The 22,656-nt window shown below is 69.4% G+C and carries 21 protein-coding genes; 9 read left to right on the forward strand and 12 right to left on the reverse strand.

The annotated features are described in order from the left end of the window. Window positions 1-90 precede the first annotated feature (90 nt). From ACX25U_RS39535 to ACX25U_RS39545, 3 genes are all read right to left on the reverse strand, one after another. Window positions 91-924 (reverse strand): transposase family protein, encoded by an 834-nt coding sequence (locus ACX25U_RS39535; RefSeq protein WP_454387272.1) that lies wholly within the window; start codon window positions 922-924, stop codon window positions 91-93. A gap of 51 nt (window positions 925-975) precedes the next feature. Next, window positions 976-1,440 (reverse strand): hypothetical protein, encoded by a 465-nt coding sequence (locus tag ACX25U_RS39540; protein ID WP_454387274.1) that lies wholly within the window; start codon window positions 1,438-1,440, stop codon window positions 976-978. Between the two features lie 482 nt (window positions 1,441-1,922). Continuing rightward, window positions 1,923-2,906 carry a helix-turn-helix transcriptional regulator gene (locus ACX25U_RS39545; RefSeq protein ID WP_454387276.1) on the reverse strand — a complete coding sequence of 328 codons (984 nt, stop codon included), beginning with the start codon at window positions 2,904-2,906 and terminating at the stop codon, window positions 1,923-1,925. Window positions 2,907-3,002: 96 nt separating this feature from the next. On the opposite strand from ACX25U_RS39545, the gene ACX25U_RS39550 reads away from it, so the two are divergent. Continuing rightward, the gene (locus tag ACX25U_RS39550) at window positions 3,003-3,545 is read left to right on the forward strand and encodes a DinB family protein (RefSeq protein ID WP_454387277.1); all 543 of its coding nucleotides are present in this window, start codon (window positions 3,003-3,005) and stop codon (window positions 3,543-3,545) included. 56 nt (window positions 3,546-3,601) lie between these two features. On the opposite strand, the gene ACX25U_RS39555 is transcribed toward ACX25U_RS39550, so the two are convergent. Continuing rightward, window positions 3,602-4,927 carry an ISKra4 family transposase gene (locus tag ACX25U_RS39555; RefSeq protein WP_454387279.1) on the reverse strand — a complete coding sequence of 442 codons (1,326 nt, stop codon included), beginning with the start codon at window positions 4,925-4,927 and terminating at the stop codon, window positions 3,602-3,604. A 69-nt stretch (window positions 4,928-4,996) separates the two neighbouring features. On the opposite strand from ACX25U_RS39555, the gene ACX25U_RS39560 reads away from it, so the two are divergent. Next, a complete protein-coding gene (locus ACX25U_RS39560) occupies window positions 4,997-6,223 on the forward strand; it encodes an IS256 family transposase (RefSeq protein WP_454387281.1) in 1,227 nt (408 codons plus the stop codon). Here ACX25U_RS39560 and ACX25U_RS39565 read toward each other — a convergent pair. Next, entirely contained in the window at window positions 6,187-6,489 is a 303-nt protein-coding gene (locus ACX25U_RS39565; RefSeq protein WP_454387282.1) for a hypothetical protein, read from the reverse strand. The two genes, ACX25U_RS39560 and ACX25U_RS39565, sit on opposite strands and share 37 nt — an antisense overlap. A gap of 2 nt (window positions 6,490-6,491) precedes the next feature. Then, a complete protein-coding gene (locus tag ACX25U_RS39570) occupies window positions 6,492-6,959 on the reverse strand; it encodes a hypothetical protein (protein WP_454387283.1) in 468 nt (155 codons plus the stop codon). 328 nt (window positions 6,960-7,287) lie between these two features. On the opposite strand from ACX25U_RS39570, the gene ACX25U_RS39575 reads away from it, so the two are divergent. Together ACX25U_RS39575 and ACX25U_RS39580 are read left to right on the forward strand one after the other, a co-directional pair. Further along, complete coding sequence (locus ACX25U_RS39575; protein WP_454394716.1) at window positions 7,288-7,620, forward strand: Mu transposase domain-containing protein; 333 nt, start codon at window positions 7,288-7,290, stop codon at window positions 7,618-7,620. Window positions 7,621-7,730: 110 nt separating this feature from the next. After that, a complete protein-coding gene (locus tag ACX25U_RS39580) occupies window positions 7,731-8,516 on the forward strand; it encodes a transposase domain-containing protein (protein ID WP_454387285.1) in 786 nt (261 codons plus the stop codon). On the opposite strand, the gene ACX25U_RS39585 is transcribed toward ACX25U_RS39580, so the two are convergent. Next, window positions 8,509-9,804 (reverse strand): ISAs1 family transposase, encoded by a 1,296-nt coding sequence (locus ACX25U_RS39585; RefSeq protein ID WP_454387287.1) that lies wholly within the window; start codon window positions 9,802-9,804, stop codon window positions 8,509-8,511. The genes ACX25U_RS39580 and ACX25U_RS39585 overlap by 8 nt on opposite strands. A gap of 177 nt (window positions 9,805-9,981) precedes the next feature. Between ACX25U_RS39585 and ACX25U_RS39590 the strand changes: the two genes are divergently transcribed. Then, complete coding sequence (locus ACX25U_RS39590; protein ID WP_454387289.1) at window positions 9,982-10,836, forward strand: hypothetical protein; 855 nt, start codon at window positions 9,982-9,984, stop codon at window positions 10,834-10,836. A 287-nt stretch (window positions 10,837-11,123) separates the two neighbouring features. Here the strand turns inward: ACX25U_RS39590 and ACX25U_RS39595 are convergent, their stop codons facing one another. Beyond that, window positions 11,124-11,477 (reverse strand): hypothetical protein, encoded by a 354-nt coding sequence (locus ACX25U_RS39595; RefSeq protein WP_454387291.1) that lies wholly within the window; start codon window positions 11,475-11,477, stop codon window positions 11,124-11,126. 428 nt (window positions 11,478-11,905) lie between these two features. Between ACX25U_RS39595 and ACX25U_RS39600 the strand changes: the two genes are divergently transcribed. Beyond that, window positions 11,906-14,926, forward strand: coding sequence for an AfsR/SARP family transcriptional regulator (locus tag ACX25U_RS39600; protein ID WP_454387293.1), 3,021 nt, complete (start codon window positions 11,906-11,908; stop codon window positions 14,924-14,926). Between the two features lie 636 nt (window positions 14,927-15,562). On the opposite strand, the gene ACX25U_RS39605 is transcribed toward ACX25U_RS39600, so the two are convergent. The 4 genes from ACX25U_RS39605 to ACX25U_RS39620 form a co-directional block, all read right to left on the reverse strand. Beyond that, complete coding sequence (locus ACX25U_RS39605; protein ID WP_454387295.1) at window positions 15,563-16,651, reverse strand: integrase core domain-containing protein; 1,089 nt, start codon at window positions 16,649-16,651, stop codon at window positions 15,563-15,565. A 574-nt stretch (window positions 16,652-17,225) separates the two neighbouring features. Next, entirely contained in the window at window positions 17,226-18,923 is a 1,698-nt protein-coding gene (locus ACX25U_RS39610; protein WP_454387297.1) for an IS1634 family transposase, read from the reverse strand. Window positions 18,924-19,166: 243 nt separating this feature from the next. Beyond that, a complete protein-coding gene (locus ACX25U_RS39615; protein WP_454394718.1) occupies window positions 19,167-19,409 on the reverse strand; it encodes a DUF397 domain-containing protein in 243 nt (80 codons plus the stop codon). A gap of 7 nt (window positions 19,410-19,416) precedes the next feature. Beyond that, window positions 19,417-20,364 (reverse strand): helix-turn-helix domain-containing protein, encoded by a 948-nt coding sequence (locus tag ACX25U_RS39620; protein ID WP_454394720.1) that lies wholly within the window; start codon window positions 20,362-20,364, stop codon window positions 19,417-19,419. Window positions 20,365-20,588: 224 nt separating this feature from the next. Here ACX25U_RS39620 and ACX25U_RS39625 point away from each other — a divergent pair, with 224 nt between their 5' ends. The 3 genes from ACX25U_RS39625 to ACX25U_RS39635 are packed head-to-tail and all read left to right on the forward strand — an operon-like array spanning window position 20,589 to window position 22,644. Further along, a complete protein-coding gene (locus ACX25U_RS39625) occupies window positions 20,589-21,479 on the forward strand; it encodes an ATP-binding protein (RefSeq protein ID WP_454387299.1) in 891 nt (296 codons plus the stop codon). Then, window positions 21,476-22,039, forward strand: a complete 564-nt coding sequence (locus ACX25U_RS39630; RefSeq protein WP_454387301.1) for a hypothetical protein — start codon at window positions 21,476-21,478, stop codon at window positions 22,037-22,039. Before ACX25U_RS39625 ends, ACX25U_RS39630 begins: the two co-directional genes overlap by 4 nt. Further along, on the forward strand, window positions 22,036-22,644 hold the full coding sequence (locus tag ACX25U_RS39635; RefSeq protein ID WP_454387303.1) for a hypothetical protein: 609 nt from the start codon (window positions 22,036-22,038) through the stop codon (window positions 22,642-22,644). Before ACX25U_RS39630 ends, ACX25U_RS39635 begins: the two co-directional genes overlap by 4 nt. The last annotated feature ends 12 nt before the right edge of the window (window positions 22,645-22,656 follow it).

Raw genomic sequence — 22,656 nt, forward strand, 5'->3', positions numbered from 1 at the left:
TTCGAACCCGCAGGTCATCGGGGCTGGTGTGAGTCAGCGATCTCGTACTCGTACTGGTCGCGGGCGGTTGCCTGCTCCCAAGATCGTCTGTCAGCGTGCGACCTCGGTGTTGGTCAGCACGAGCAGCGCCCGCAGCAGCGTGGTCGCGTAACGGGCCGACAGCCGGAGCTTGGTGAGGATGCGCCAGTTCTTCAAGTGGGCGAAGGCGTGCTCGCAGACCGCACGGACGGACGCGATCAGCTTGTTGACCTGCTTCTTCGCCTTCGTGAGTGGCTTGGTGCGGGCGGCCTTGTAGCCGGTGATGACCACGGGGTTGTCCACATCGTCGTCCAGGCCGGTGAAGCCGAGGTCGCCGATGGCGCCCAGCTCGTGGGCCCGCAGCTGCTCGACGAGCCTGTTGTAGCGGGCGGTGGTGATCTCCGAGGAGCGTCCCGGGCGGGCCGCGGAGATCCACAGCAGGCGGCCCTTGTCGTCGGTGAGTACCAGGAAGAGCAGGCCGTGGGTCTTGTGTTTCCCGCTGTAGTTGCGCCGGTTGTCTTTCCCGGTGCGGCGCCGGGTGCGGATCAGGGTGCCGTCGACCAGGACCACGTGGCCACCCTTTCGGGTGACCTTCTGCAGCGCGCGGTCCAGCCGCTCGGCCCGCGCGGCGAGCAGTTCGATCACCTCCATCACCCAGCGGCGCACCGTGGTCGCGGAGATGCGGTTGCCGCCGGCCATGTCGGCAAGCCGCTGGTCATGGCGGAGAACGGCCAGCACGATCGTGGCGATTCTTCCGGGCGGCAGCTTGCGCCACCGCGAGCCGATCTTCTTCAGGTGGCCGCGCAGCAGGTCGCCGAGGAGGGTCAGGGTGGCCGTGGACAGCGTGAGGCTGGACTGGTAGACAACCGTTTCGGTGCCCCCGGCGGGGCTGGTCTTGTTTCGCATACGACACCAACTGCCGTCGGGGGCCCTTGGGTTACGGTCCTGGGCGGACGCTCACAGCGTGGTGGTGAACTTCCCGTCGGCCGGCTTGCGCAGCCAGCCCCGCTCGGCCAGCCGGTTCAGCTTCGCGCGCATTGCCTCCGAGCGGGCCGGCTCGGAGGACATCCCCAGCCCGGCGCAGACCTGCTTGACCATGACCGGCCCTTCCGCCCGCCGCACCACGTCCATGATCCGCTGGTAGTCCGCGGGCAGCACCGCCTCGTCCATGCCCCGCTCGCGCGGCGGCACCAGCAGCACCGCACGGCCCGCGACCTGCCCGGCAGCCGGTGCCGGCACCGCTTCCCGCTCCACGCGCAGCTGCTCGGCCAGCCGACGCGCAACCCGCTCGGCCACGGCGAGCTCCTCCAGCTCCTCGCGTACTTCCTGAAGCTGCTGACTCAACTTCTCCGCCTGCAACTCCAGTTCCGCTCTGCGGGCCGTGATCAGCTCGCGAAGGTCCGGTTCCGCTTCCTGGGCCACCCGATGCACCTCCCGCCCGGATCGTACGGACAGGCGCCCCGCGCACGCCGGGAAACCCGTGGATCCGTGATCGCCGAAACGGCAGACGATCTTGAGCTCCGACAACCGCCCCCGACCAGCGCGAGAGCACGATCAACGACTCACACCAGCCCCGTGACCAGCAACTTCAAGATGGTGGATCTTCACTGGCCACCACCCAGCTCAACTCCCGTGCCAGACCCTGGATCTGGGGACGCCCCGCACCACCGACCCGCACACCGCGCCGCCGCTTTGTTTACCATCTTTGAGGAACGCAGCAGTAGCACGTCGCCCACGGCCTTCAACCGGAGCAGAAGCTGCGGCAAACATCCGATGCCGAACGCCCCATAGCGCCTGTAGCAGCATGGGTCCAGGCCTGACGGTCTCGGGCCGGGTGTGATCTGCGCCCATGAGTCGGCATCCGGGGTCGAGAGCGTCATCCGCCTCCTCCCTGGCACGTCCGACTATGCCCGGGGCGGCACCCGTACCTGCCGGGCTGCCCGGTTGAACCGGATGCCCCAGTTGTTGATCTGGTCGAGCAGTTCGGGCGGGTCGAGAACGCGGAAGTCAGCGCCGAGCACGCCGAGCGCCATGGTGGGCCAGTCCAGTGAGTCGGCGGTCATGTGCACCCGGCACTGGCCGGCATCAACTTCCTCGACCGTGCTCCACCGGCCGATCCGTTCACGAACGGTTGCGGCTGGGGCGTCCACCAGGACTTCGACTTGGTACGGGCGGGGCACGCTGTCGAGTCCGGCCCGGACGAATTCGGCGGCGTCGGCGGCGGGCAGGGCGCGAGGCCTGAACCGGACACCGCTGCCCTGTGGCGCGGTGAGCCGGTCGAGCCGAAAGCTGCGCCAATCGTGCCTGGTGAGGTCGTACGCGACCAGGTACCAGCGGCGCCCGAGACAGACCAGCCGATGCGGTTCGACGTGCCGTTCGGAGTGCCGGCCGTCGGCAGCGGTGTAGGAGAAGCGAAGCCCTTCGCTGTCGCGGCAAGCCAGCGCCACCACAGTGAGCTCGCCCGGGTTCACGCCCGCGCCGGCCAGGCCACGCCGATCGGCGGGCACGGTCATGGCGCGCAGCGCCTCGACCCGGCACCGCAGCCGGGCCGGCATCACCTGCACCACCTTGGCCAGCACCCGGACCGAGGCCTCGGCGATGCCCTCCATCGCGTCCTCCGCGGCAGCTTGCAAGCCCACGGTCAGAGCGACCGCCTCCTCGTCGTCGATCACTAGTGGCGGCAACGCCGCGCCGGCGGCGAGCTGATAGCCGCCATCGACGCCGCGCTGTGCCTGGACTGGATAGCCCAGCTCGCGCAGCCGGTCGATGTCCCGGCGCAGGGTGCGGATCGAGACTCCCAGCCGATCGGCCAGTTCGTTGCCAGGCCAGTACCGGTGGGTCTGGAGCAGGGAGAGCAACCGCAGCGTCCGGGTGCTGGTGTTCGCCATGTCCCCGATTCTTCCGGGATTCAGGTCAGAAAGTGACCTCTGTGGCCCATACCGTGGTCCTTGACCGACGAGCAAAAACAACGGAGGGCGAAGACCATGAGCGGGACCCTGACCGTCAACGAGCCGACCGCCACTGGCGAGCGCGCCGACCTGCTGGTGGCGCTGGCCAAGCAGCGGCACTTCCTGCGCTTGACCACCCGCGACCTCACCGACGAGCAGGCCGGGCAGCGGAGCACCGTCAGCGAGCTGTGCCTGGGCGGCTTGATCAAGCACGTTGCCGCGGTCGAGCGGATCTGGATGAACTTCATCCTGGACGGACCGTCCGCGATGCCCGACTTCACCGCCTGGACCGAGGCCGACTACGCCCGGCGGGCCGAGGAGTTCCGGCTGCTGCCCGGCGAGACGCTCGCCGGTGTGCTGGCCGACTACGACGAGGTGGCCCGCCGGACTGACGAGCTGGTCTCCGCCCTGCCCGACCTGGACGCCGCCCAGGCGCTGCCGAAGGCTCCTTGGTTCGAGGCCGATGCGGAATGGTCGGCCCGCCGGGTGCTGATGCACATCATCGCCGAGACAGCCCAGCACGCTGGCCACGCCGACATCATCCGCGAGTCCCTGGACGGCGCCAAAAGCATGGGGTAACCAGTCAAGGGTGGGGTGTTTGGCTTTGGGTGCAGATCCAATGAGGGTGCTGTCGATCAGGAGGTGGGTATGAGCTGGTCGCGGTAGCGCGTCTGGTGGTTGCGGGTGCATTCCTGCTGCTGGTGCCAGGCCCAGTAGGCGTCGAAGTCGCCGTTGGCGCGGACGGCACGCAGCTTGAGTACGGCTTCAGCTCCGGACAGGCCCCAGCGGGCGCCGGTGATGTCCAGGCGGTCTTTGACCAGGTGCCGGCAGGCTCCCTCGATGATCCCGGTGGCGATCGGCCAGCCGCGTTCCAGGGCGGTGTCGTAACGCAGGTACTCGGCCTTGCCGGTCAGGTGGTTCACGGCCTCGTCGATGCCCTTGCGCCGGGCGCCGCGCAATCCGGCGGCGCGGGCGGCTTCCTCGAGTGCGGTCGCGGTCTGCTGCACGCCGCCGCCGAGCAGGACGCGGGCATGGCGGGCGACCCAGTTTTCGGCACAGGCATCACCGCTGTCGTGCAGGCACCATGCCGCTCGCCACAGATATTCGAGCACGTGGATCAGGTCGACGATGATGTGGACCTTCACACCGCGTTGCCGTGCTTCGGCCTTGATGAGGTCGATCTGGTGGCGGGCCCCGTCGACCAGGACGACCCACGGGCGGTGGTGGCCGGGGTCGCGGTGCTCCGCCTGATCGAACACGGCACCGACCACCTGCGCGGCGGTGTCGTTCACCGAGCCGCACAGCCATTTTGAGCGGGCCTTCGGCCCAGGGCGGCGCTCGGGCGCCGCGCCGTGGACGGCGTCGTCCTGCCGGTCCGGGTCGGCGATGACGTCGTCGACCGTGCGCAGGGCGGGTTCGGCGTCGTAGACGGCTCCCAGGGTGGCCATCCGTTTCCGGCCGTGTTTCTCCCCGGCCGACAGCCTGGTCTTCATCGCGTTGCCGCCCTTGGCCGCCGCGGCCTTCGCGGTGTCCTCGCGCAGGGCTTCGGGTCTTATGACCACGCCCTTGCCGTCGACCGACAAGATGAGTGGCGTGGTGTCGGTGCAGGGAGCCGGCACGAGGGCGTCGTAGAACGCGTCGATGTCCGCCGCGGCGCCGATGGCGAGTTCCTGGACCTGCCGGTGCCCGATACCGGCGCCGGTGTGGGCGTTGATCCGCTCGCAGGCGTCGGCGAAGCTGCCGCGGGCGGACTCGATGGCGGCGAGCCTGGCCAGCCCGTGCGAGTGCATTCCGTCCGGCAGGTTCAGCACCGCATCGGCCGGGTGCAGGTCCGCCACGCCGGTGCCGCGGTAGGCGATCCGGACCACGGTGACCTTGCCGAACACCGTGGCCAATGTCCGGCGCCGGCCACGCTCGATGCGATGGTGTCCCGCCGAGTGGTGTAACAGCGATCTCTGCATAGCCCCTGGTCATGGGGCGGCCATCGCGCAACTCTCCGAGTAGAGAAGCTCGTTGAGAGAGGTGACACGATGGCCTTGTCCCAGCATGACTTACTCCGGCTGATGGAGTCACTGCGTACGGCGGACGGAATCGAGTTGATCAGGGTCCTGGCCCAGCGGATCCTGCAGGAACTCATCGAGGCCGAGGCCACCGCGCACATCGGCGCGGAGCGCGGCGAGCACACCGAGACCCGCACGACGATGCGCAACGGGCACCGGGGGAAGGTGCTCACCACGCAGGCCGGCGATTTGGACCTGGCGATCCCCAAGGTCCGCACCGGCAGCTTTTTCCCCAGCCTGCTGGAGCGCCGGCGCCGCATCGACCAGGCCCTCTACGCCGTCATCATGGAGGCATACGTCCAAGGCGTCTCGACCCGCAGCGTGGACGACCTGGTCAAGGCCCTGGGCAGCGACACCGGGATCTCCAAGTCCGAGGTCTCCCGGATCTGCGGCGCCCTGGACGCCGAGCTGAGCGTGTTCCGCACCCGGCCCCTGGACCACATCCGCTTCCCCTACATCTATCTCGACGCGACGTACTGCAAGGCGAGGGTGAACCACCAGATCGTCTCCCAGGCCGTGGTCATCGCCACTGGCATCACCGAGGACGGCGGTCGCGAGGTCCTCGGGCTGATGGTCGGCGACAGCGAGACCGAGGTGTTCTGGAGCGAGTTCCTGCGCTCGCTGCGCGAACGCGGCCTGACCGGCGTCCGCCTGGTCATCGCCGACCACCACTTGGGCCTGGTCAAGGCCGTCCGCAAGGTCATGCTCGGCGCCGCCTACCAGCGGTGTCGCGTTCATTTCCTGCGCAATGTCTTCGCGGTGATCCCGAAGGACTCCGGCGAGATGGTGGCTGCGACGATCCGCACGATCTTCGCCCAGCCCACCGCCGAAGCCGTCCGTTCCCAGCTCGACACCGTCGCCGACATGCTCGGACGACAGTTCCCCAAGGTCAAAGCCATGCTCCTGGAGGCCAAGACGGACCTGACCGCGTTCGCGGACTTCCCCGAGCGACATTGGAAGAAGATCCAGTCGACCAACCCCCTGGAGCGGGTCAACCGGGAGATCAAGCGCCGCGTCGACGTCGTCCAGATCTTCCCCAATCCCGACGCCCTCGAACGCCTCGCCACCGCCGTCCTCGTCGAGATGCACGACGAATGGATCGCCTTCCCCCGCCGCTACCTCCCCGAAGGAAGCATGGACAGGATCTACCTCAACGAAGATCAACCCGACGCCGTTACACCACTACAAGGTACATGACCCTCGATGCGGGTGCGCTCGACACCGGCGGCGTCCACGACCTCCTCGCGACGCGCCTCGTCCCTGGCCCGCAGGGTCAGGTGGTCCTGGAACAACTGCCGGGTGACCTCGCGCATCCGCGCCCCCAGCAGGGCCTCCAACTGCGCGTGCGTCATCACCGCGGCCTGAGGGGCCGCCAACTCCGCACATACCGCGGCGAACAGACCCGCCGAGGCGGCGAAGGCGTTCTCACACTCCGCGAGTACACCGTCAGCAGGCCCCGCCACGCTCACCACCCCTGCTTCCTGCCGTCGACCTTGAACAGCCCGGACGAAGGCTCGGCCAGGATCCCGCGCTCCACCAGCCGCTTCAGCTTTGAGCGCATCCCCTCGACGTGCCGCGACTCGATCCCCAGACCCAGTTGCTGGCAGACCTCTTTGCAGCGCATCGCCGCCCCCGAGGTTGCGAACAAGGCGATGATCTCCCGGTACTCCGGCGACATCACCGTCACGTCCAGCTCGGCCTCCGCCTTCACCAACGCCACCGCGACCCCGCCCGCATCCCCGCCCGCGGCGTCCGGACCCGGCACCGGGGAAGACGGCGCGGCCAGCACCTCCTCCACCGTCTCCCGCGCGATCTGCAACCGCGCCAGTTGTTCCTCTGCCCGCGACAACTCCTCGGACAGGCCGGCGATCTGTTCACGCAGCCGCTCGGCCTGGCCCAGTACCTCAGCCCGCCGGGCCTCCAACGCCTCCATCAACGACGGCACACCACACCCACCCTCGCTCAGCACCCGCACCCTTCACGGCGGGCTCGACCCCGGCGACGGTAGAAGTCGGCACGACCGGCCACATCCCGAACCCCTGCGAATCACCCCAACGAGGCACCCTCAGAAGATCTGCACCCTTTGGCTTTGTTCACGAGAACTGAGGTTCCCCCGGGCCCACCTGGTCCCGTTCCCCGATGTCCCCTCGCTGGAGAAACTGAACGCCCGCATCGCCACGATCGACGAGGAGGAGAACGAGCGGATCCTGCGCGGGAAACTGACCTCGATCGGCTTCAACTTCCGCATCGAGGCCGAGGAACTGGCGCCGCTTCCGACCGAGGACTTCGAGTGCGGCATCACGCTGACTCCCAAGGTCGACCGGACCAGCCGGATCACCGTCCGCCAGAGCCACTACTCGGTGCCCGCCTACTTCATCGGAGAACGCGTACGCGTTCTGCTGCGGGGCAACGAACTGCTGATCATCGAGCTTCGGCGCGGGCGTTGTCAGCCGTCGAATGCGCGGTCTCACAATCCGGCGTCCGCCGCGCGCCGCCTATACCAGGCCCGTTTGCGGCAGGCGGGAGAGCAGTACGTTACCGAGGCAGGATGTTCGACCCTGACCGTCCACGGGCCTTGTCCCAAGGCCAGGTAGTTAGCGTTTTCGCAGATCACGCAAGGGGCGTTCAAGGACTTCCGACGTAGAACAACGGAGCTCGTTGGTACAGGCAGTCGACCAAGACAGCTTGTCTCCAAGGAGCTCCGTTGCCGTCTCATCATCTCCTGCATGCGCCGATGATGGCCATCACCCGTCCGGTCACCGTGGCCGCGGGGAGGTTCGCACCCGGTCATCTGGGCGAGCTGACGGCCATCGTGCCGTTCGAGTTGGTCGACGCTGTCCTTCACGAGACCCGTCGCCTCCAGAGACGACTGCGTGATCTCCCGTCCCGTGTCGGCATCTACTTTCTGCTGGCGATGTGTCTCTTTCCCGAAGTCGGTTACCGGCTCGTCTGGGACAAGCTGACGGCAGGGCTGGCCGACGTGCCGGTCGCTTCCCCGACTCCGAAGGCGCTGCGGGACCTGCGGCGCAGGCTGGGAGCCACACCGGTGCGGGCGTTGTTCGACGTACTGGCCGGGCCGCTGGCGCGGCCGACGCCCCCCGGAGTGAGCTTCGGCCCGTACCGGACGGTGTCGTTCGACGGCTGCAGTTCGCAGAAGGGCCCCGACACGGAGCGCAACCGGGCATGGCTCGGCCGGACCTCCCATCACGGCTATCCCACGCTTGAGTTGATGACACTCGTCGAGACCGGGACACGGGCCCTCCTCGGTGTGGTCTTCGGCCCCACCGACGAGGGCGAGACCAGCTATGCCTCCCGCCTTCTGCACCTGCTGCGGCCGGACATGCTGGTGCTGTGGGACAAGGGTTTCGACGGCAATGCCTTCCTCGCCGCAGTGAGTGCCACCCGTGCCCAGTTCCTGGGCCGGCTCCGCAGCAACCGGCGTACCCCCAGGGCCCCGGCGTTTGCCTCGGATGTCCGGTTGATCATGTGATGCCGTAGAGGGCGAGGACGCGGTGGCGTTCGGTGTGGGCTCGGCGTCCGGCGGCGGTGTTGACGTACCCGGCGAGCTTGAGTACGCCGCGGATCAGGTCGCGGACGGCGGCGAGCACGGCGGGCGTATTGCGGGTCCTGACCTGGGACTTGTCCTCGCCGAAGACGACATCACGCACCCAGTGGACGGTGTTCTCCACGGTCCAGTGCCCGCGGGCCCAGGCGGCGATCTCGGCCGCATCGGCCTGCTCGGCAGACAGGTCGGTGATGGCGTAGACGGTCTCCCTGGACCACTTCTTCGCCCCGTACAGGCGGCGTCTGCGCTGGATGCGCAGGACCTGGCGGGCGTGCGGGAAGAGCAGGCCGTCCACGGTGACGACCTGCACCAGGCGCTGCTCGCGGCGGCCGTGGCCGCGGGCGTCGTCACGGTGGATCACGGGGACTTCTTTCCAGGGCAGCCGGTGGAGTTGGCGCGCCTGACCGCGCTGGTTGTTCTTGATCGTGAGGAGGTAGTGGGCGCCGCGTTCGCGCAGGTAGGTGGCGTGGGCGTGCTGGGCGTGGAGGGCATCGGCGGTGATGACCGCCCCGGCGAGGTCGGCATCGTCGATCTGGTCGAGCAGGGGCGCGAACTCGGGGATTTCGTTCGTCTTCGCGCCGATCTCACGCGAGGCGAGGGTGATGCCGTCGTTGTGGCGGACCGCGGAGAGCACGAACACCCGGCTGCCGTCAGGGCGTCTTGCGCCGCGCAGGCACTTGCCGTCCACTGCGATCGCCTGGCGCCTGCGGCGCACCGGATCGGTCTGGGTGGCAGCCTGGTGAGCCCGGCGCTGTTCGCGTTCTTGGCCGCCGTCGGGCATCAGCGGTGCGGGAGTTGCGGGCTCGTTGGGGAGCAGGGACTTCAGGTAGGCGAACCCGGCCGCGCTGAGCTCGGCCGGATCGAGGCGTCCCAGCACGCCGCGCAGGGTCTTCTCGCTCGGCACCCGGTAGCGGCCCAGGAGCGGGTGGTAGGGCAGGCCGAAGGCGGCCAGTTCCTCGGGGGCCGCACGCCGGCACCACTCCGCTGCCGCGGTGATGGAGTCGTGGCCCGCGGGTGTCATCGCGCAGACCACCAGGGCCAGCAGGGAGGAGAGCCGGTAGCGCACCCCGCTGGCTCCGCGTGGATCGGTGAGTGACTCGAACTCGGCGACCAGGCTACGGACTTGATCCCGTGCGACACCCTCGCCCAGCGCTTCCAGACGGGGCGCGGGGCAAGCAGGAGCAGCGATGAGGGATGATGGTGGGACGAACACGGCACCTTCGTGGATCTTGAAGCGTAGAGAACTCCATGATCCACAGGGGCCGTGTTCGCCTGCTTCTGGGGCCCGCCGCCAACCTCAACCGACTCAACTTCGGACGAGCCGGGCAAACGCCGGGGCCCTGGGCGTACCCCGGTCCTCACACGTCTGGCCGACGGCTCGTACCTGTCGGTGATCGGCACCGTGAGGGTGCGGGTCATCGACGCGCAGATCACCGTGACGTGCGCCGACGGCACGTGCTTCACCGGTTCCTACCGCCTGGCCACCAGCCTGACCGACTCCCGACGCTACCCCGCCGCCTCGCTGACGCGCCTCTACCACCAGCGGTGGGAACACGAATCGGCGTATTACGCGCTCCGACACACGATCATGGCCGGACGCGTCCTGCGTTCCGGCGACCCCGTCGGCCTCGAACAGGAGATGTGGGCGCTGCTGACGCTCTACCAGGCCCTGCGGACGGTCATGGTCGATGCCGCCGAGTCCGTCCCGGGCACCGACCCGGACCGCTGCGGCTTCACCATCGCCTTCCAGGCAGCTCGCGACCAGGTCGTCCAGGCCGCCGGCGTCGGCACAGCAAACTACGCCGCGGCCGGCCGCATCGGACAGAAGCTTCTCGCTGGCCTGCTCCCGGCCAGGCGGCAGCGGGTGAGCACCCACAAGGTCAAATCACCGATGTCCCGCTACAGCGAGCGTCATGACGACGGACGGCCTGACGTCACCCTTGCCGTCACCAGCCTCGACATCTCCATCCACGAACCCCCGGAAACGCAGCCGGCCCTGCCCACCCGCTCCCGTGACGACCGGTATGTCCTCCCCACCCGGCGCCGCAGGCACAGAATCCTGGCCCTGCTCCAGGAGAACCCCACCCGCCTCTGGCGCCCCCGCGAGATCGCCGCGCACTTCGGGGACATCACACTGCACACCATGTACAGACAGCTCTCCCGATGGGCCGACGACGGACTCATCCACAAGATCGGCCCTGGCCTCTACGCAGCGACTGCATGGACGTCAACACCCCTTGCGTGACCTGCGAGAACGCTAACTACCTGGCCTTGGGCCTTGGGACAGGTCCCCACCACGCGCACCACACTCCGGGCAACTGGACGTCACGCCGGCCTGCACCGTCTCGGTCCTCACCCGCGTCCGCCGCATCCGCCGCCAATGCCGCCCTGCCCATGCCGCCAGGGTATATCCGGCATCGGCTCTCATCGTGCCAACGGCCGACTGGCAAGGCTTGCCCCATCGCCGCAGCTCGCGACAATGGGGCAAGCCTCCCGACGGAGAGAGGACCTATTTCCGACGGGGGCGGAAGCTCAGGCGGCCCTCCTGATGGCCGTTCCCGTACCAGGCTTCACCCGCCAACCCGCCCCCAGTGAGCTGCAGTAGGCGTAGGACCAGCGGTTGTTGTTGGTCTGCACGCCCGTCGTAGTCATTGTCTGTCCGTTTTTCACGCAGGTGACCTTGGCGTAGTAGGCGTCTGTGACGTCGCAGCGGATACCGAAGGTGTATCCGTCCACATCCCACTGCTCCCCTCCGTAACACCATGAAGGGATGACGCCCATCACGTTCTGTTGGGACAGCTCAGCGGCCTGAGCAGGGGCGGTCATGGTGCCAAGTACGAGTGCGGCGCCCACGGCAGAGGTCGCGAGGGCATGGCGAATACGCATGGTTCTCCTTCTCACGGTAGTGACGCCGTTCCCGCGCAATGCGCGGTCGTGGCCTGGTTTGAGCTGTCCTTGCTTCGGAGCAGTCCCCCTCGCCGCTCGCATCACCGAGTTCAGCGGCTGTCGCATTGTTCGGCGGGGGTGTTCTGGCGTCCGAACAATGGCCGGGCGCGATCTTTCTCGGGGTGGCGGGGGTGCGTAGGTTGACTGCTCGGTCTGGTACGAGGGCGGCTGAGGGGGTGGAGGTGTGGCGGGACGTCGTGAGGTGCCGGTGGATCCGGGGGCGGGTCCGCTGCAGCGCGTCGCCCGGTTCTGGACACGTCGCCAACGATGTACGGCCGACCTTGCGAGAAACCTTGCGAGAAACCTTGCGCGGCAGGTCACAGTGGTGCCTGCCGGGTCGGTACCGGCGTGAAGGGGGGGAGCACGGCATGCTGGAGTTCCGGTTACTGGGCACGCTCGAGGCACGGGCCGGGGAGCGGACGGTGACCCTGGGGCATGCGCGGCAGCAGAGTGTTCTCGCGGCCCTGCTGGTCGACGTCGGCCGCTCGGTGTCGGCCGACCGGCTGCTCCACCGGGTGTGGGACGACCGTGTGCCCCACCGGGGGCGGGACACGCTCTACGCGTACCTGTCTCGCCTGCGCCGCGGGCTGGAGCCGCATGGCGTCCGGCTGGTCCGCCGGTCCGGCGGCTACGTGATCGACCTCGGCGAGGCCGCGGTGGACCTGCACCGTTTCCGGGACCTGTCGGACCGGGCCCGACGGGCGGCTGCGGACGAGCAGGCGGAGGCACTGTGGCGGGAGGCACTGGGGCTGTGGCGGGGCACCGCGTTCGCCGGAGTGGATGCCCCATGGTTCAACGCGCAGCGCCAGCTCCTCGACGGCGAGCGGTTGGCCGCCCAACTGGATTTGGCCGACGTCCGGTTACGTCGGGGGCAGCATGATCGGATGCTGAGCGAGCTGGTGGCCCGGGCCGAGGCGCATCCGCTCGACGAGCGGGTGATCGGGCAGCTGGTCCTCGCCCTGTGCCGGTGCGGGCGGCAGGCGGAGGCGCTGGAGGAGTACGAGCGCGCCCGGCGGCGACTCGCCGACGAGCTGGGGGTCGACCCCGGCGCGGCGTTGCGGCGGCTGTACGGGCGGATCCTGGCCGGGGATCCGGATCTGTCCGGCGATCCCGGTCCGGCCGCCGCCCGCGTCGACGTGCTGTCCGCCGACGAGGAAGCGGAAGACGACAGCGGCGCTGTGGTGAACCCCGTGACGGGCCGGCAGCTCGTCCCCCGGCTCCTGCCGGCGGACCTCTCCCTGTTCGTCGGCCGCGACGCCGAGGTGGACAAGGCCTGCCGGCTGCTCGGCGCGGACGGCCCGGGGCCGCTCACCCTGCTGGTCACCGGCCCCGCCGGGGTGGGCAAGACAGCCTTCGCCGTACGCACGGGCCACCGGCTTGCCTCCCGCTTCCCGGACGGTCAGCTGCATGCGGACCTGCGCGGCTTCGGCGACGAGCCGGCCGATCCGTTCACGATCCTGGGCGCCTTCCTCCGCGCGCTCGGCGTCCGCGGCGGGACGGTGCCCGCAGAACTGACCGGACGCATCCATCTCTACCGCTCCCTGCTGGCCGGGCGGCAGGTACTCGTCGTCCTGGACAACGCGGCCGGCTCCCAGCAGGTGCGCGACCTGCTGCCGAGCGGCGCGCGGTGCGCCGCCGTCGTCACCAGCCGCACGACAATGGCGGAGCTGGGCTGCCGTCGGCTCCCCCTGGACGTGCTGGACTCCGCGACCGGGCTCACCCTGCTGCGCGAGATGCTGGGCCCGGACCGGACCGACGCAGAACCCGCCTCGGCCCGCTCCATCGTGGAGACCTGCGGTGGCCTTCCGCTCGCAGTGTGGGTGGCCGGCGCGCGACTGGCCGCACGACCGCACTGGCCCCTGGCCCACGTGGCCCGCGCCCTCGCCGACGAGGAACGCAAGCTCGACGAGCTGGCCGTCGGCCACATCGCAGTACGGGCCAGCCTCGAACTCACCTACCAGGGGATGGCCGCGCCGACCCAGCACGCGCTGCGGATGCTCGCCCTGCTGCCCGGCCCCGACTTCGCCGCCTGGGCGCTGGCCGCGCTGCTGGACGTGGACCTGTCCGAGGCGGAGGCCGTTCTCGATGATCTGGTCGAGGTGCACCTGGTGCAGATCGGATTGGTCGGCGCCACCGGAATCCGCTATCAATTGCACGACTTGGTAAGGCTGTTTGGCCGGGAGCGCTCGAATCGTGACGTCCACCACCAGGACCGCACGGCCGCACTCACCCGGCTGCTCGGGGCCAGCCTCTACCTCGCCGACCTCGCCGCGGACACCCTCAGCGTCGACTTCCAGGGCATCTCCCAGACGGAACTGGCCTCCTGGCGACTCTCCCCGGCGGACACCAGTCATCTGCTCGCCGACCCGCTGGCCTGGTTCACCGACGAGCGTCAGTTCCTCATCGAAGTGGCGGAGCAGGCACTGGAGGGGACGGAAGCCGCACCCGCCTCCGGGCTGGCCACCGCCCTCACGACCCTGTTCCAGGTCGGCGGCCACTTCGACGACTGGGAGCGGCTGCAGAACCGGGCACTCAAGGCGGCGTTGAACAGCGGCGACCGGCACAGCGCCGCGAAGCTCCACCGCTGCCTCGGCGAACTCACCACCATCCTCGACCGGTATCCGGAGGCGCTGAACCACTTCGAGCAGGCGCTGCTGCTCGCCGAGGGACAGGGGCCGGCCTACCAGGCGGGAGCGACCGCCGGGCTGGCCTACGTGCACCGGCTCCTCGGCCAGTACTCCACGGCCGTGCTCCACTTCGAGAAGGCCACCGAGCTGGCCAGGCAGGCGGGCAACGTCAACTGTCTCGTCTACGCCACCAACGGCCTCGGCGTCATCGACCTCGAGCAAGGCCGCGTCGAGGCCGCCGTGGAACGGTTCACGGAGTGCCTGCGGGCCAGCCGGGCCGCCGGCTACCGGCCCGGGGAGGCTCAGGCCCTGCGCTGTCTGGGACAGAGCCACCGCGCGCTCGGCGCCTACCCGGCCGCCGCCGACGCCTACCGGCAGGCGGTCGCGATCAGTACGAACCTCGGCGACCGCCTCACCGCCACTCACGCCACCTGCTGGCTCGGGGACATCCTGGTCCGCCAGGGCGAGCATCGGAAAGGGCGCCGTCTGCTCGCGCAGAGTCTGTGGACGTACCGGGAGTTCGGCAACCTCTGGGGCGAAGCGGCCACGCTGTACGCCCTCGCGGAGGCACAACTCGCGGCCGGCCGCCCGGCGCTCGCCCGCAGACGCGCCGAAGCCGCGGTCAGGCTCTGGCGACAGATCGGCTCCCACACCTGGCTCACTGTCGCCCTCGACACCCTGGCCACCGCGCACACCCAGGCCGGCGACCACCCGGCCGCGACCCGGGCCCGCGACGAGGCCGCGGAACTGCGGAGGCTCTGAGCGCGCCTCGGGAGTCCAGGAAGCGGGCCAGTCCGGCTGCAATCTCTCGGCTTCATGCCGGCAGACCACCCGGGGAGCTATCACCTCATGACAGTGAAATCCGATGCCCGTGTCATCCCCGTGTCAGCGGCGGACCCTCACGTGCCCCCACGGTAACCAACGGGAAGACGGCCGACAGCGGCCGACGGTGACCGCTGGCCACCTGCACTGACACGAAGCCGACACATCGCACCGCCGTTGGCCCCTCGTGCCCAACCCGCTGCCGGACGCTGCCTCACGCACCTGTCACGAACCGTAGCGGCGAGACGCCGGCAAAACCCCTGGACCACCCCTGCCGGAGTCCGGTCAAGGGGGTGGTCCAGGGGTTCTACCCGCGCCTCGCGCCGCTGCACCACTACCATCCGTGACTACCCGTGCGAAACGCAGGGGCGCCGGGAGCGCGCAGCGCGGGGGCGGCGGTGAGGGCGCCCGACACGGCGCTCTCCAGGGCGCCCCACAAGGTATTTTGCAGGGCGCCTCACTGATCCGGTCCTGACGGGCAAACCCGCACGTCACAGGCTTGGTCAAGGGGGGGGGCCGGGCGCGCCGACTACTTCTATGAGAACCCTGCGGGTGCCGATTAATCATCCGGCCTGTTCAGGCGGCATGTTGGTACTCGTGCAGGGTTCCACCGAGCCGGTCTTGTCGGTGGACCTCCAGGTGCGTGATCTGTCCTGGTTCGGTGGTCGGTTCAGGTAGCGGGCGGAGTGGGGCGGCTTGGCCGAGGGCTCGGTGCGGCCGATGCCCGTTGCAGAACGATTCGAACTCTTGGAGCGCGTGCAGGAGGTGGCTTTGGTTCCAGATCAAGGTGCGGTCCAGCAGCTCCCTGCGGCAGGTCTGTATCCAGCGCTCCATGAGGGAGTTCATCCGGGGCATCCGGACACCGCCGGTGACGACCTCCAGCCCGGCGTCGGCGAGCACGGCGTCGAAGGCCTGCGTGAACTTCGCGTCCCGGTCGCGGATCAGGAACCTGGCCCTGCTGCCTGCGCCCTGCAGGCCCATGACGAGGTTGCGGCCCAGCCGCACGATCCACTGCGCGCTGGGGTGCGCGGTGGCGCCCAGGATCCGGACGCGCCTGGTGGCGTGCTCGATGACGGCGAAGACGTACAGGTGCGCGCCGGTCAGGGGGCGGGTCTCGAACAGGTCGCAGGCGAGCAGCGCGTCGGCCTGGCTGCGCAGGAAGTCGGCCCGGGTCGTGCTCTGCCGTTCGGGCGCGGGCGGGATGCCGTCCTCGCGGAGGATCCCCCAGACCGGGCAGGCGGCGACCTTGATGCCGAGCGCCGCGAGCTCGCCGGGGATGCGGCGATACCCCCACGAGCTGTTCTCGTGGGCCAGGCGCAGCACGAGGGCGCGGATCGAGCGGGCGGTGGGCGGGCGCCCGCGGCGCTTGGGCAGGTCGCGGCGTGGCGTCGCGTGAGCAGGCCCGCGGTGCCGGCGCACGATCGTGTCCGGGCGTGCCAGCAACAGGAGGTGGCGCAGCTTGCCCATGGGGAGGTGGTGGAGCAGGCCGGCGAGGACCGCGCGGTCGGTGTCGGTGGACCTGGGCCGGCCGGCCTGGCGCTGTAGGACCAGCAGTTGGTGCCGCAGCGCGAGGATCTCGATGTCTTTGTCCCGATCGCTCATCGGCAGCAGGCACAGGAGCGCGAAGGTGTTGGTCACGGCGAGGTAGGCCAGGCGCAGCAGCACGACAGATCATGATGCCGCCCGGCCCCTGTCCCGTGAAGATCGCGGGGCGAGCAGCGGCCCCGGCCAGAGATCGGCACTCAAGGCTGCCACCTGCACGGATGATTTATCGGCACCCACAGTGGAGATATTCCACCGCATAATCAGGCAGAAGCGGGCACCCCGTCGGCAGGGGTGCCTGGGTACCGCCGGGATTCCGGGCGCGTCAGCGCAGGTCGCAGAGCCGTCAGGAGCCGGTGGGCACACGGGGTGCGGGGTCGTTTTCGCTGCTCAACGGCACTGGCTCGGCGTGTGTGCCTACCAACTGTCGAACTCGGGGTGCGCTCCGCGCATGCCGAGAGGAACGACCCGTTCGAGAAGGTCCCCCTACACGATCCCAAACGCAAGGGTGAGTGACTCTCGAACAACCGAGTCAGGCAGACCTACACTGTGCTACACGCCGTCACGGGTAGCGTCGGTGACGCCTGAGTTCCGCAGTTGGTGGGCATGCAGATGCGTCGAATACAGGGGTTGAGCTGCGGAAACGGCGAGAGCGCGGCCGCGGAGGCGTGTGCCCACGCGGCCGCGTTGCGGCTGGTCAGGCGGGGTCTGCGGCAGTGATCCGGGGCGGCGGCTTGATGCCGCAGTCGCGGTAGAGGGCGGCCTGCTCACTGCCCAGCGGGGTGGTCTGGGTGATCTGTCCGGCGTCGCCGGTGAGGGTGACCTCGTGGACGCGGCCGAGCTGGGTGCTGATGCGGTTCCAGGTCTGGCCGGTGCGGCGTTCGGCGACGCGGATCAGCAGCAGGGCGAGCCAGCACAGCAGTACGTGGGCGCGGATGCGGTGCTCGAGGCGGTGGAAGACCGGCCGCAGCTCCAGCACGGTTTTCAGATCGCGAAATCCGCGCTCGGCTTCCAGGAGTGCCTTGTAGCCGATCGCTATCTCCTCGGCGGTCAGGTGCGGGTCGGAGCCGGTCAGCAGGTACTTGCCGTCCAACCGCTCCTCCGCCTTGATCTTGGCGCGGTCGATGGCCAGTCGTCCGTTCTTCGACGTCCTCAACCATCGCTTCAAGGTGGGGTGTTCGATCAGCACGCACTCGGCGCGCACGTGGGCGGCCTCCGCCCGCTCCCGCGCTTTCGGGGTGGCCGCGCGCTTGGCGTCGCGCTCGCGCCTGGAACGGATCCGCTCGAGTTCGGCCTCGATCCGCCTGATGGCCTCTTCGCGGTGGTGGCGGTCGCGCTCTTCCTGGGCGGGGTTGTGGCAGATGACGAAGCGCCGCCCGGGGGCCTGGTCGAGCTTGACTTCCTTGACGCGCAGGTTGTCGCGGATCTGCTGGTAGCGGCCCTGCCGGGCGAGCGCGGCCTCGACCAGGTCGCCGCCGTCGCGCATGCGCATCCCGGCGATGTAGTGGCCACCGGCGCGAGTGAGGTAGGCCAGGTTGTCCGCGGAGGAGAAACCGCGGTCGACCACGGTGATCACCCGGCCCAGCTTCCAGTCGCGCATGTCGTCCTTGACCTGCGGCAGGATCGCCTGGTCGCTGGTCCCGCCGGGCCATACCCAGCACCGGACCGGGACACCCTCCTTGGTGACGGCCAGCCCGATGGTGATCTGCGGCAGGTCGTCGCGGTGGTCCTTGCTCTTGCCGTAGGCGCGGAACGGCGCCTCGCCCGCATCGGGCTCGTCGCGTTCGAAGCAGGTATTGGTGGTGTCGAAGAACAGCAGGTCGACCTCGAGGTTGAGGAGGTTGGCGACCGCGAAGAACACCGCTTCTTGCACTTCGGCCTGGGCATCGGCCTCCACCAGCAGGTCCATGGCCCGGTATGCCTGGTCCTCGTCCATCGCCTGCAGACCGGGTATCACCGCATCGCGGCCGGCCCACTCGGCCGCCGACAGCTTGGAGGCCGGGGCGATGGCGCGGTTGGCGACCAGCGCGAACAGCACCCGCTCGACGTCGGTGCGGAACCGGCGCGCGCCGAGGATCTTCTTCAGCGCGGCGTCGATCTCCAACTGCCGCCACAGGCCCTGAAGAAGCCAGACCGCTCCCAGCGGGCGCGAGCCGGTCACCTCCAGGCCACCGCCGGCTACTGGAGCGGTTGCATCGGCGCCGTCCTCGCCGAGGTAGCGGTTGATCGAGGCGACCAGGCGGCGCAAGCCGTCCGTGTCGAGCCGGTCCTCGCGGCCGAAGTTGTGCACCACCTCGGCCTGCGTAGTGCCGTTGACCCGCCGGTTGTGCGCGAGCTGGACATAGCGGACCGTCGTGCCGTTCTTGTTCTTCCGCTGGGTGGTCCGCAGATACATGCCCACAGCATCAACGATCGCAGCAGGAACATCAATACTCTACGGAGAACGCGTGTGCCCACGCCTTTCGCGGGACGCGCGCACCCCGCAATACGGTGACCTGCACAGACACCGCTCAACGGTCCCGTACATGCCTACGAACTGCGGAACTCAGGTGACGGGTAGAAGGACAATGGTGGCCCCCCTCAATGTGTCTGAGGGGGGCCACCATGCTGTTTGTGTCAGGCCTTGGTAGAGCTCAGGTCAGGCGTGCGCGTCCGGGGCGAACTCGCCGGCGTTCACGCCTGCGACGAAGGAGCTCCAGGAGCTGCGCGGGAAGACCAGCGCGGGCCCCTGCTTGTCCTTGGAGTCGCGGACGGCGATCGTGGCCGGGAGGTTGGCGGCCTCCACGCAGTTGCCGGTGCCGTCGCTGCTGTGCGAGGACTTGTACCAGGCGTCTTCCGGGGCGATCTCGGTCGAGGGCTGGTGGCTTCGGTGAGTGTTGATGGCTCCGCTACTTTCCGGTGAGTGCTTCCAGGAATTCGATGGTCTCCTCGAGGCCGAGGGCGGCCCCGACCATCGCGTTGAACCGGCGTGTGAACCGGTCGACTTCGCGGGGCTTGTCCGAGGTGGACACGGCCCCCCACGCATTGTCGGTCTGAATCCGAGACGGGAGCTCACCGAGGTCCAGGATGGCGAAGTCGTTGGTAGTTCGGTAGCCGCGTTTGAAGGGCAGTACCTGGACCTGGATGTGGTCCTCCCGGGCCAGCTTGACGATTTCGCGGTACTGCTCGCGCATCGTGTCCTCGTCACCGACGGGGATGCGGAGCGCAGCCTCGCCGAGGATCACGCGGAGACGGACGTCGTCGCGCTCGAGGACCCTGCGCTTGCGCTCCATCCGAAGGTCTACGTTGCGCTGTATGAACTCGCTGGTGGTGTCCTCGACGGGTCGCTGCACCTCGAACAGGGCTCGCGCGTAGTCCTCCGTCTGCAGGAGGCCGTACACGACGGTCGGGTGGTAGGCCAGGATCTCCGAGGCCTCTGTCTCCAGGCCGACGTAGTGCGGCATCCCCGCCGGCATGAACGCGCGGTACTGGGTCAGCCAGTCGTCGTTCGGGGCCTCGCGGTTCAGCTCGACCAGTTGCTCGATCAGCTCGTCATCGGCGACGGCGTAGCGCTTCAACAGCGTGCGCAGGTCTCCGACGTTGCGCCGGAAATTGAGCTCGCCGTTCTCGATCCGCGCGAGGGATGCCTCCGACAGCGCCTTGAGACCACGCACGGCATCCTTGCGGGTCATACCGCGCGCCCTGCCGTCCTCGATGGGCGGACAGTTTTCGCGCAACTGTCTGAGCTGGATGCCGAGCTCCAAGCGCCGCCCGGTTGCCCCTCGCTTCGCCGCCACCTGTGCACCACCCCCATGCGTCTGCGCTGGTTGAGTATGACCCTGCGCAGAGTGTGACATCCGCTGTGCGCTTACCGCAGCCCCCTGTGCAGGTTCTGGCATAGTCCATTTACGTCTCCGCTGAATTTTCAGCGGCGATCCAGTTGCTTCTCAATGCGTCCTGCCGCCACGGTGGTTGAGCCAACGCAAGCCGTGACAGGCAAGTGGGGAAATCTCGCATTCCAGTGCGATGCCGCTTCGCCCTGCCACATCGCCACGCACTGGACGCGTCCGGAGGTCTCGGCATGACACCTGCGTTTGCAACGCAGAGGGACGGCGTCCGGCAGGCCCTCGAGCTCTCCATCGAGCGGCGCCCGGATCCCGATTCCGACGGGCTGTCTCAGGCTGACGCAGCCTGGCCGCAGCGGCTCCGCCGGACCGTCCGGGCCGGCCTCACCCACTGGGGCCGGCCCGACCTCATCGATACCGCGGAGCTGCTGCTCACCGAGCTCGTCACCAACGCTCTCCGCCACGGCCAAGCCCGTGACATCGGCGTCCGCGTCTACCTCGAGAACGACCGCTGCGTGATCGAGGTGAACGACGGCTCCCCCCTCCCTCCCGTGCCGCGCTGCGCCGGCCCCGACGACGAGAGCGGCCGCGGGCTCCTCCTCGTCGAGTCCCTGGCCGAGGCCTGGGGCGTCAGCGAGGACGGCACGACGACCTGGTGTTCCCTGCCCCTGAGCAAAGGACCATCCGACATGGAACCCGCCGCGGTGACCGCGCCGGTCTTACGCGAGATGCCGCTGGAACTCCCCGCCGACTCCAGCGCGGTGACGATCGCCCGCAGCTCGGGCCGCAGCATGCTCACGATGCTGAACTGGCCCGGGAACGTGCACGCCGCGATCGACGTACTGCACTGCCTCGTCGACAACGCCGTGCAGTACGGCCTCACCCCCGGGAAGGCGGGGCAGAGCCTCGACGCTCGCCTCTGCGTCACCGAGGCCCACGAACTCCTCATCGACGTCACGGACCCGAACCCGAAGTTCCCCAACTTCCACGAGGCCGTCGACGGCACCGAGGGCCGCGGCCTGTGGGGCGCCCGGCAACTCGGGGCGCGGCTCTCCTGGTTCGTCGCCTCCGACTTCGAGGGCAAGACCGTGCGCGCCACCATGAACCCGGGCCGGGTGGACCTGTGACCGCCCCGGCCGCGCCGATGCCGACCGGCGCCGAGGTGATGCAGCACCTGGTCGAGTCCGCCGGCCCGGCGCGGGAGCCGGCCGCCGACATGGCCGACCTCGCAGAGGCGATCCGCACCCTCTTGGCGGTCGAGGCCCGCAGCGACGCCCGCGTACGCCTCGGCGGCAACCTCTTCGACGTCGTCATCACCAGCTCCGGCATCCAGGCACGTTCCGCCGTCGCCCTGATGGACGAGATCCAAGGCGGCTGCGGGCCCGTGATCGAGGACCCCGAGAGCGGTTGGTTCTACTGGATCGTCCCGCCCGGATCCTCCCGCCGGTGGGCGCCGCACACCCACGCCGTGTGCCTCGGCGCGCCCCACACGATCACTCTGCCGTCCCTGAACCGGACTGTGCCCCCGGGCCCGTACTGGTTCCGGCCTTCGGCAAGCGACCGGCTGGTCCCGACCGGACCGCTCCGCGAAGCCCTCGCGCAGCTTAGGCCCGAGCCGACACCGCACGCCCCTCTTGCGGCCCGGCTCGGAATCGCCCCGCAGCCGGCAGACGGGGGGACACCGTGAAGAGACCGACAGCGCCGTACGTGACGCCGTGGACGGGGGAGAGCACACCGCCCGCGCCCGTGACGGTCACCGCGGCCTGCGTCGCGTACGCCGACCTCGTGCGGGACGCCCTCGCGCGCGACCTGGACGGCGTGCTGTGGACGCTGTGCGGCGGCACGACCACCGGCCGGCCCGAGTACGCGGCCGAGCTCCACCCCGAGCGGCAGAGGACCGCGATGGACGACCTGCTCTGCGCGGGCTGCAAGAAGCCGGCCGCCCGCGACGAGCGCGGAATGCTGTGGGTCCTCGCCCTCCTCGACGACGTCGCGGCAGCGAGCTGGGAAGGGGTGCGCTCCGCGATCCCGCCCATGTGCGAGGCCTGCGCCGAGCAGGCGCCGCGCCTGTGCCCGAGGCTGCGCGAGGGCCACGCAAAGCTTCGCGTGAGGGAGGCCGAGCCAATAGGTGTGCGTGGAACGCTCTACCCCCGCCCCGGCGGGCAGGGCGCGCCCGACCTGGACGCCCTGGTCCTCTACGACTCCCCGGACCTGCCGTTCGTCGTCGCCCGCCAGGCCGTGCGCGAACTGCGCCGCATCACCGTGGTCGCCTTCGCCGCGGCCATCCCCTGACTCCTGTCCGGT

The organism is Streptomyces sp. JNUCC 63 (assembly GCF_054366325.1).

Coding starts and splice junctions, on each gene's coding strand:
- ACX25U_RS39535 (WP_454387272.1), bottom strand. CDS start 924: ATGCGAAACAAGACCAGCCCCGCCGGGGGCACCGAAACGGTTGTCTAC.
- ACX25U_RS39545 (WP_454387276.1), bottom strand. CDS start 2,906: ATGGCGAACACCAGCACCCGGACGCTGCGGTTGCTCTCCCTGCTCCAG.
- ACX25U_RS39550 (WP_454387277.1), top strand. CDS start 3,003: ATGAGCGGGACCCTGACCGTCAACGAGCCGACCGCCACTGGCGAGCGC.
- ACX25U_RS39555 (WP_454387279.1), bottom strand. CDS start 4,927: ATGCAGAGATCGCTGTTACACCACTCGGCGGGACACCATCGCATCGAG.
- ACX25U_RS39560 (WP_454387281.1), top strand. CDS start 4,997: ATGGCCTTGTCCCAGCATGACTTACTCCGGCTGATGGAGTCACTGCGT.
- ACX25U_RS39570 (WP_454387283.1), bottom strand. CDS start 6,959: ATGGAGGCGTTGGAGGCCCGGCGGGCTGAGGTACTGGGCCAGGCCGAG.
- ACX25U_RS39595 (WP_454387291.1), bottom strand. CDS start 11,477: ATGCGTATTCGCCATGCCCTCGCGACCTCTGCCGTGGGCGCCGCACTC.
- ACX25U_RS39600 (WP_454387293.1), top strand. CDS start 11,906: ATGCTGGAGTTCCGGTTACTGGGCACGCTCGAGGCACGGGCCGGGGAG.
- ACX25U_RS39610 (WP_454387297.1), bottom strand. CDS start 18,923: ATGTATCTGCGGACCACCCAGCGGAAGAACAAGAACGGCACGACGGTC.
- ACX25U_RS39620 (WP_454394720.1), bottom strand. CDS start 20,364: ATGTCACACTCTGCGCAGGGTCATACTCAACCAGCGCAGACGCATGGG.
- ACX25U_RS39625 (WP_454387299.1), top strand. CDS start 20,589: ATGACACCTGCGTTTGCAACGCAGAGGGACGGCGTCCGGCAGGCCCTC.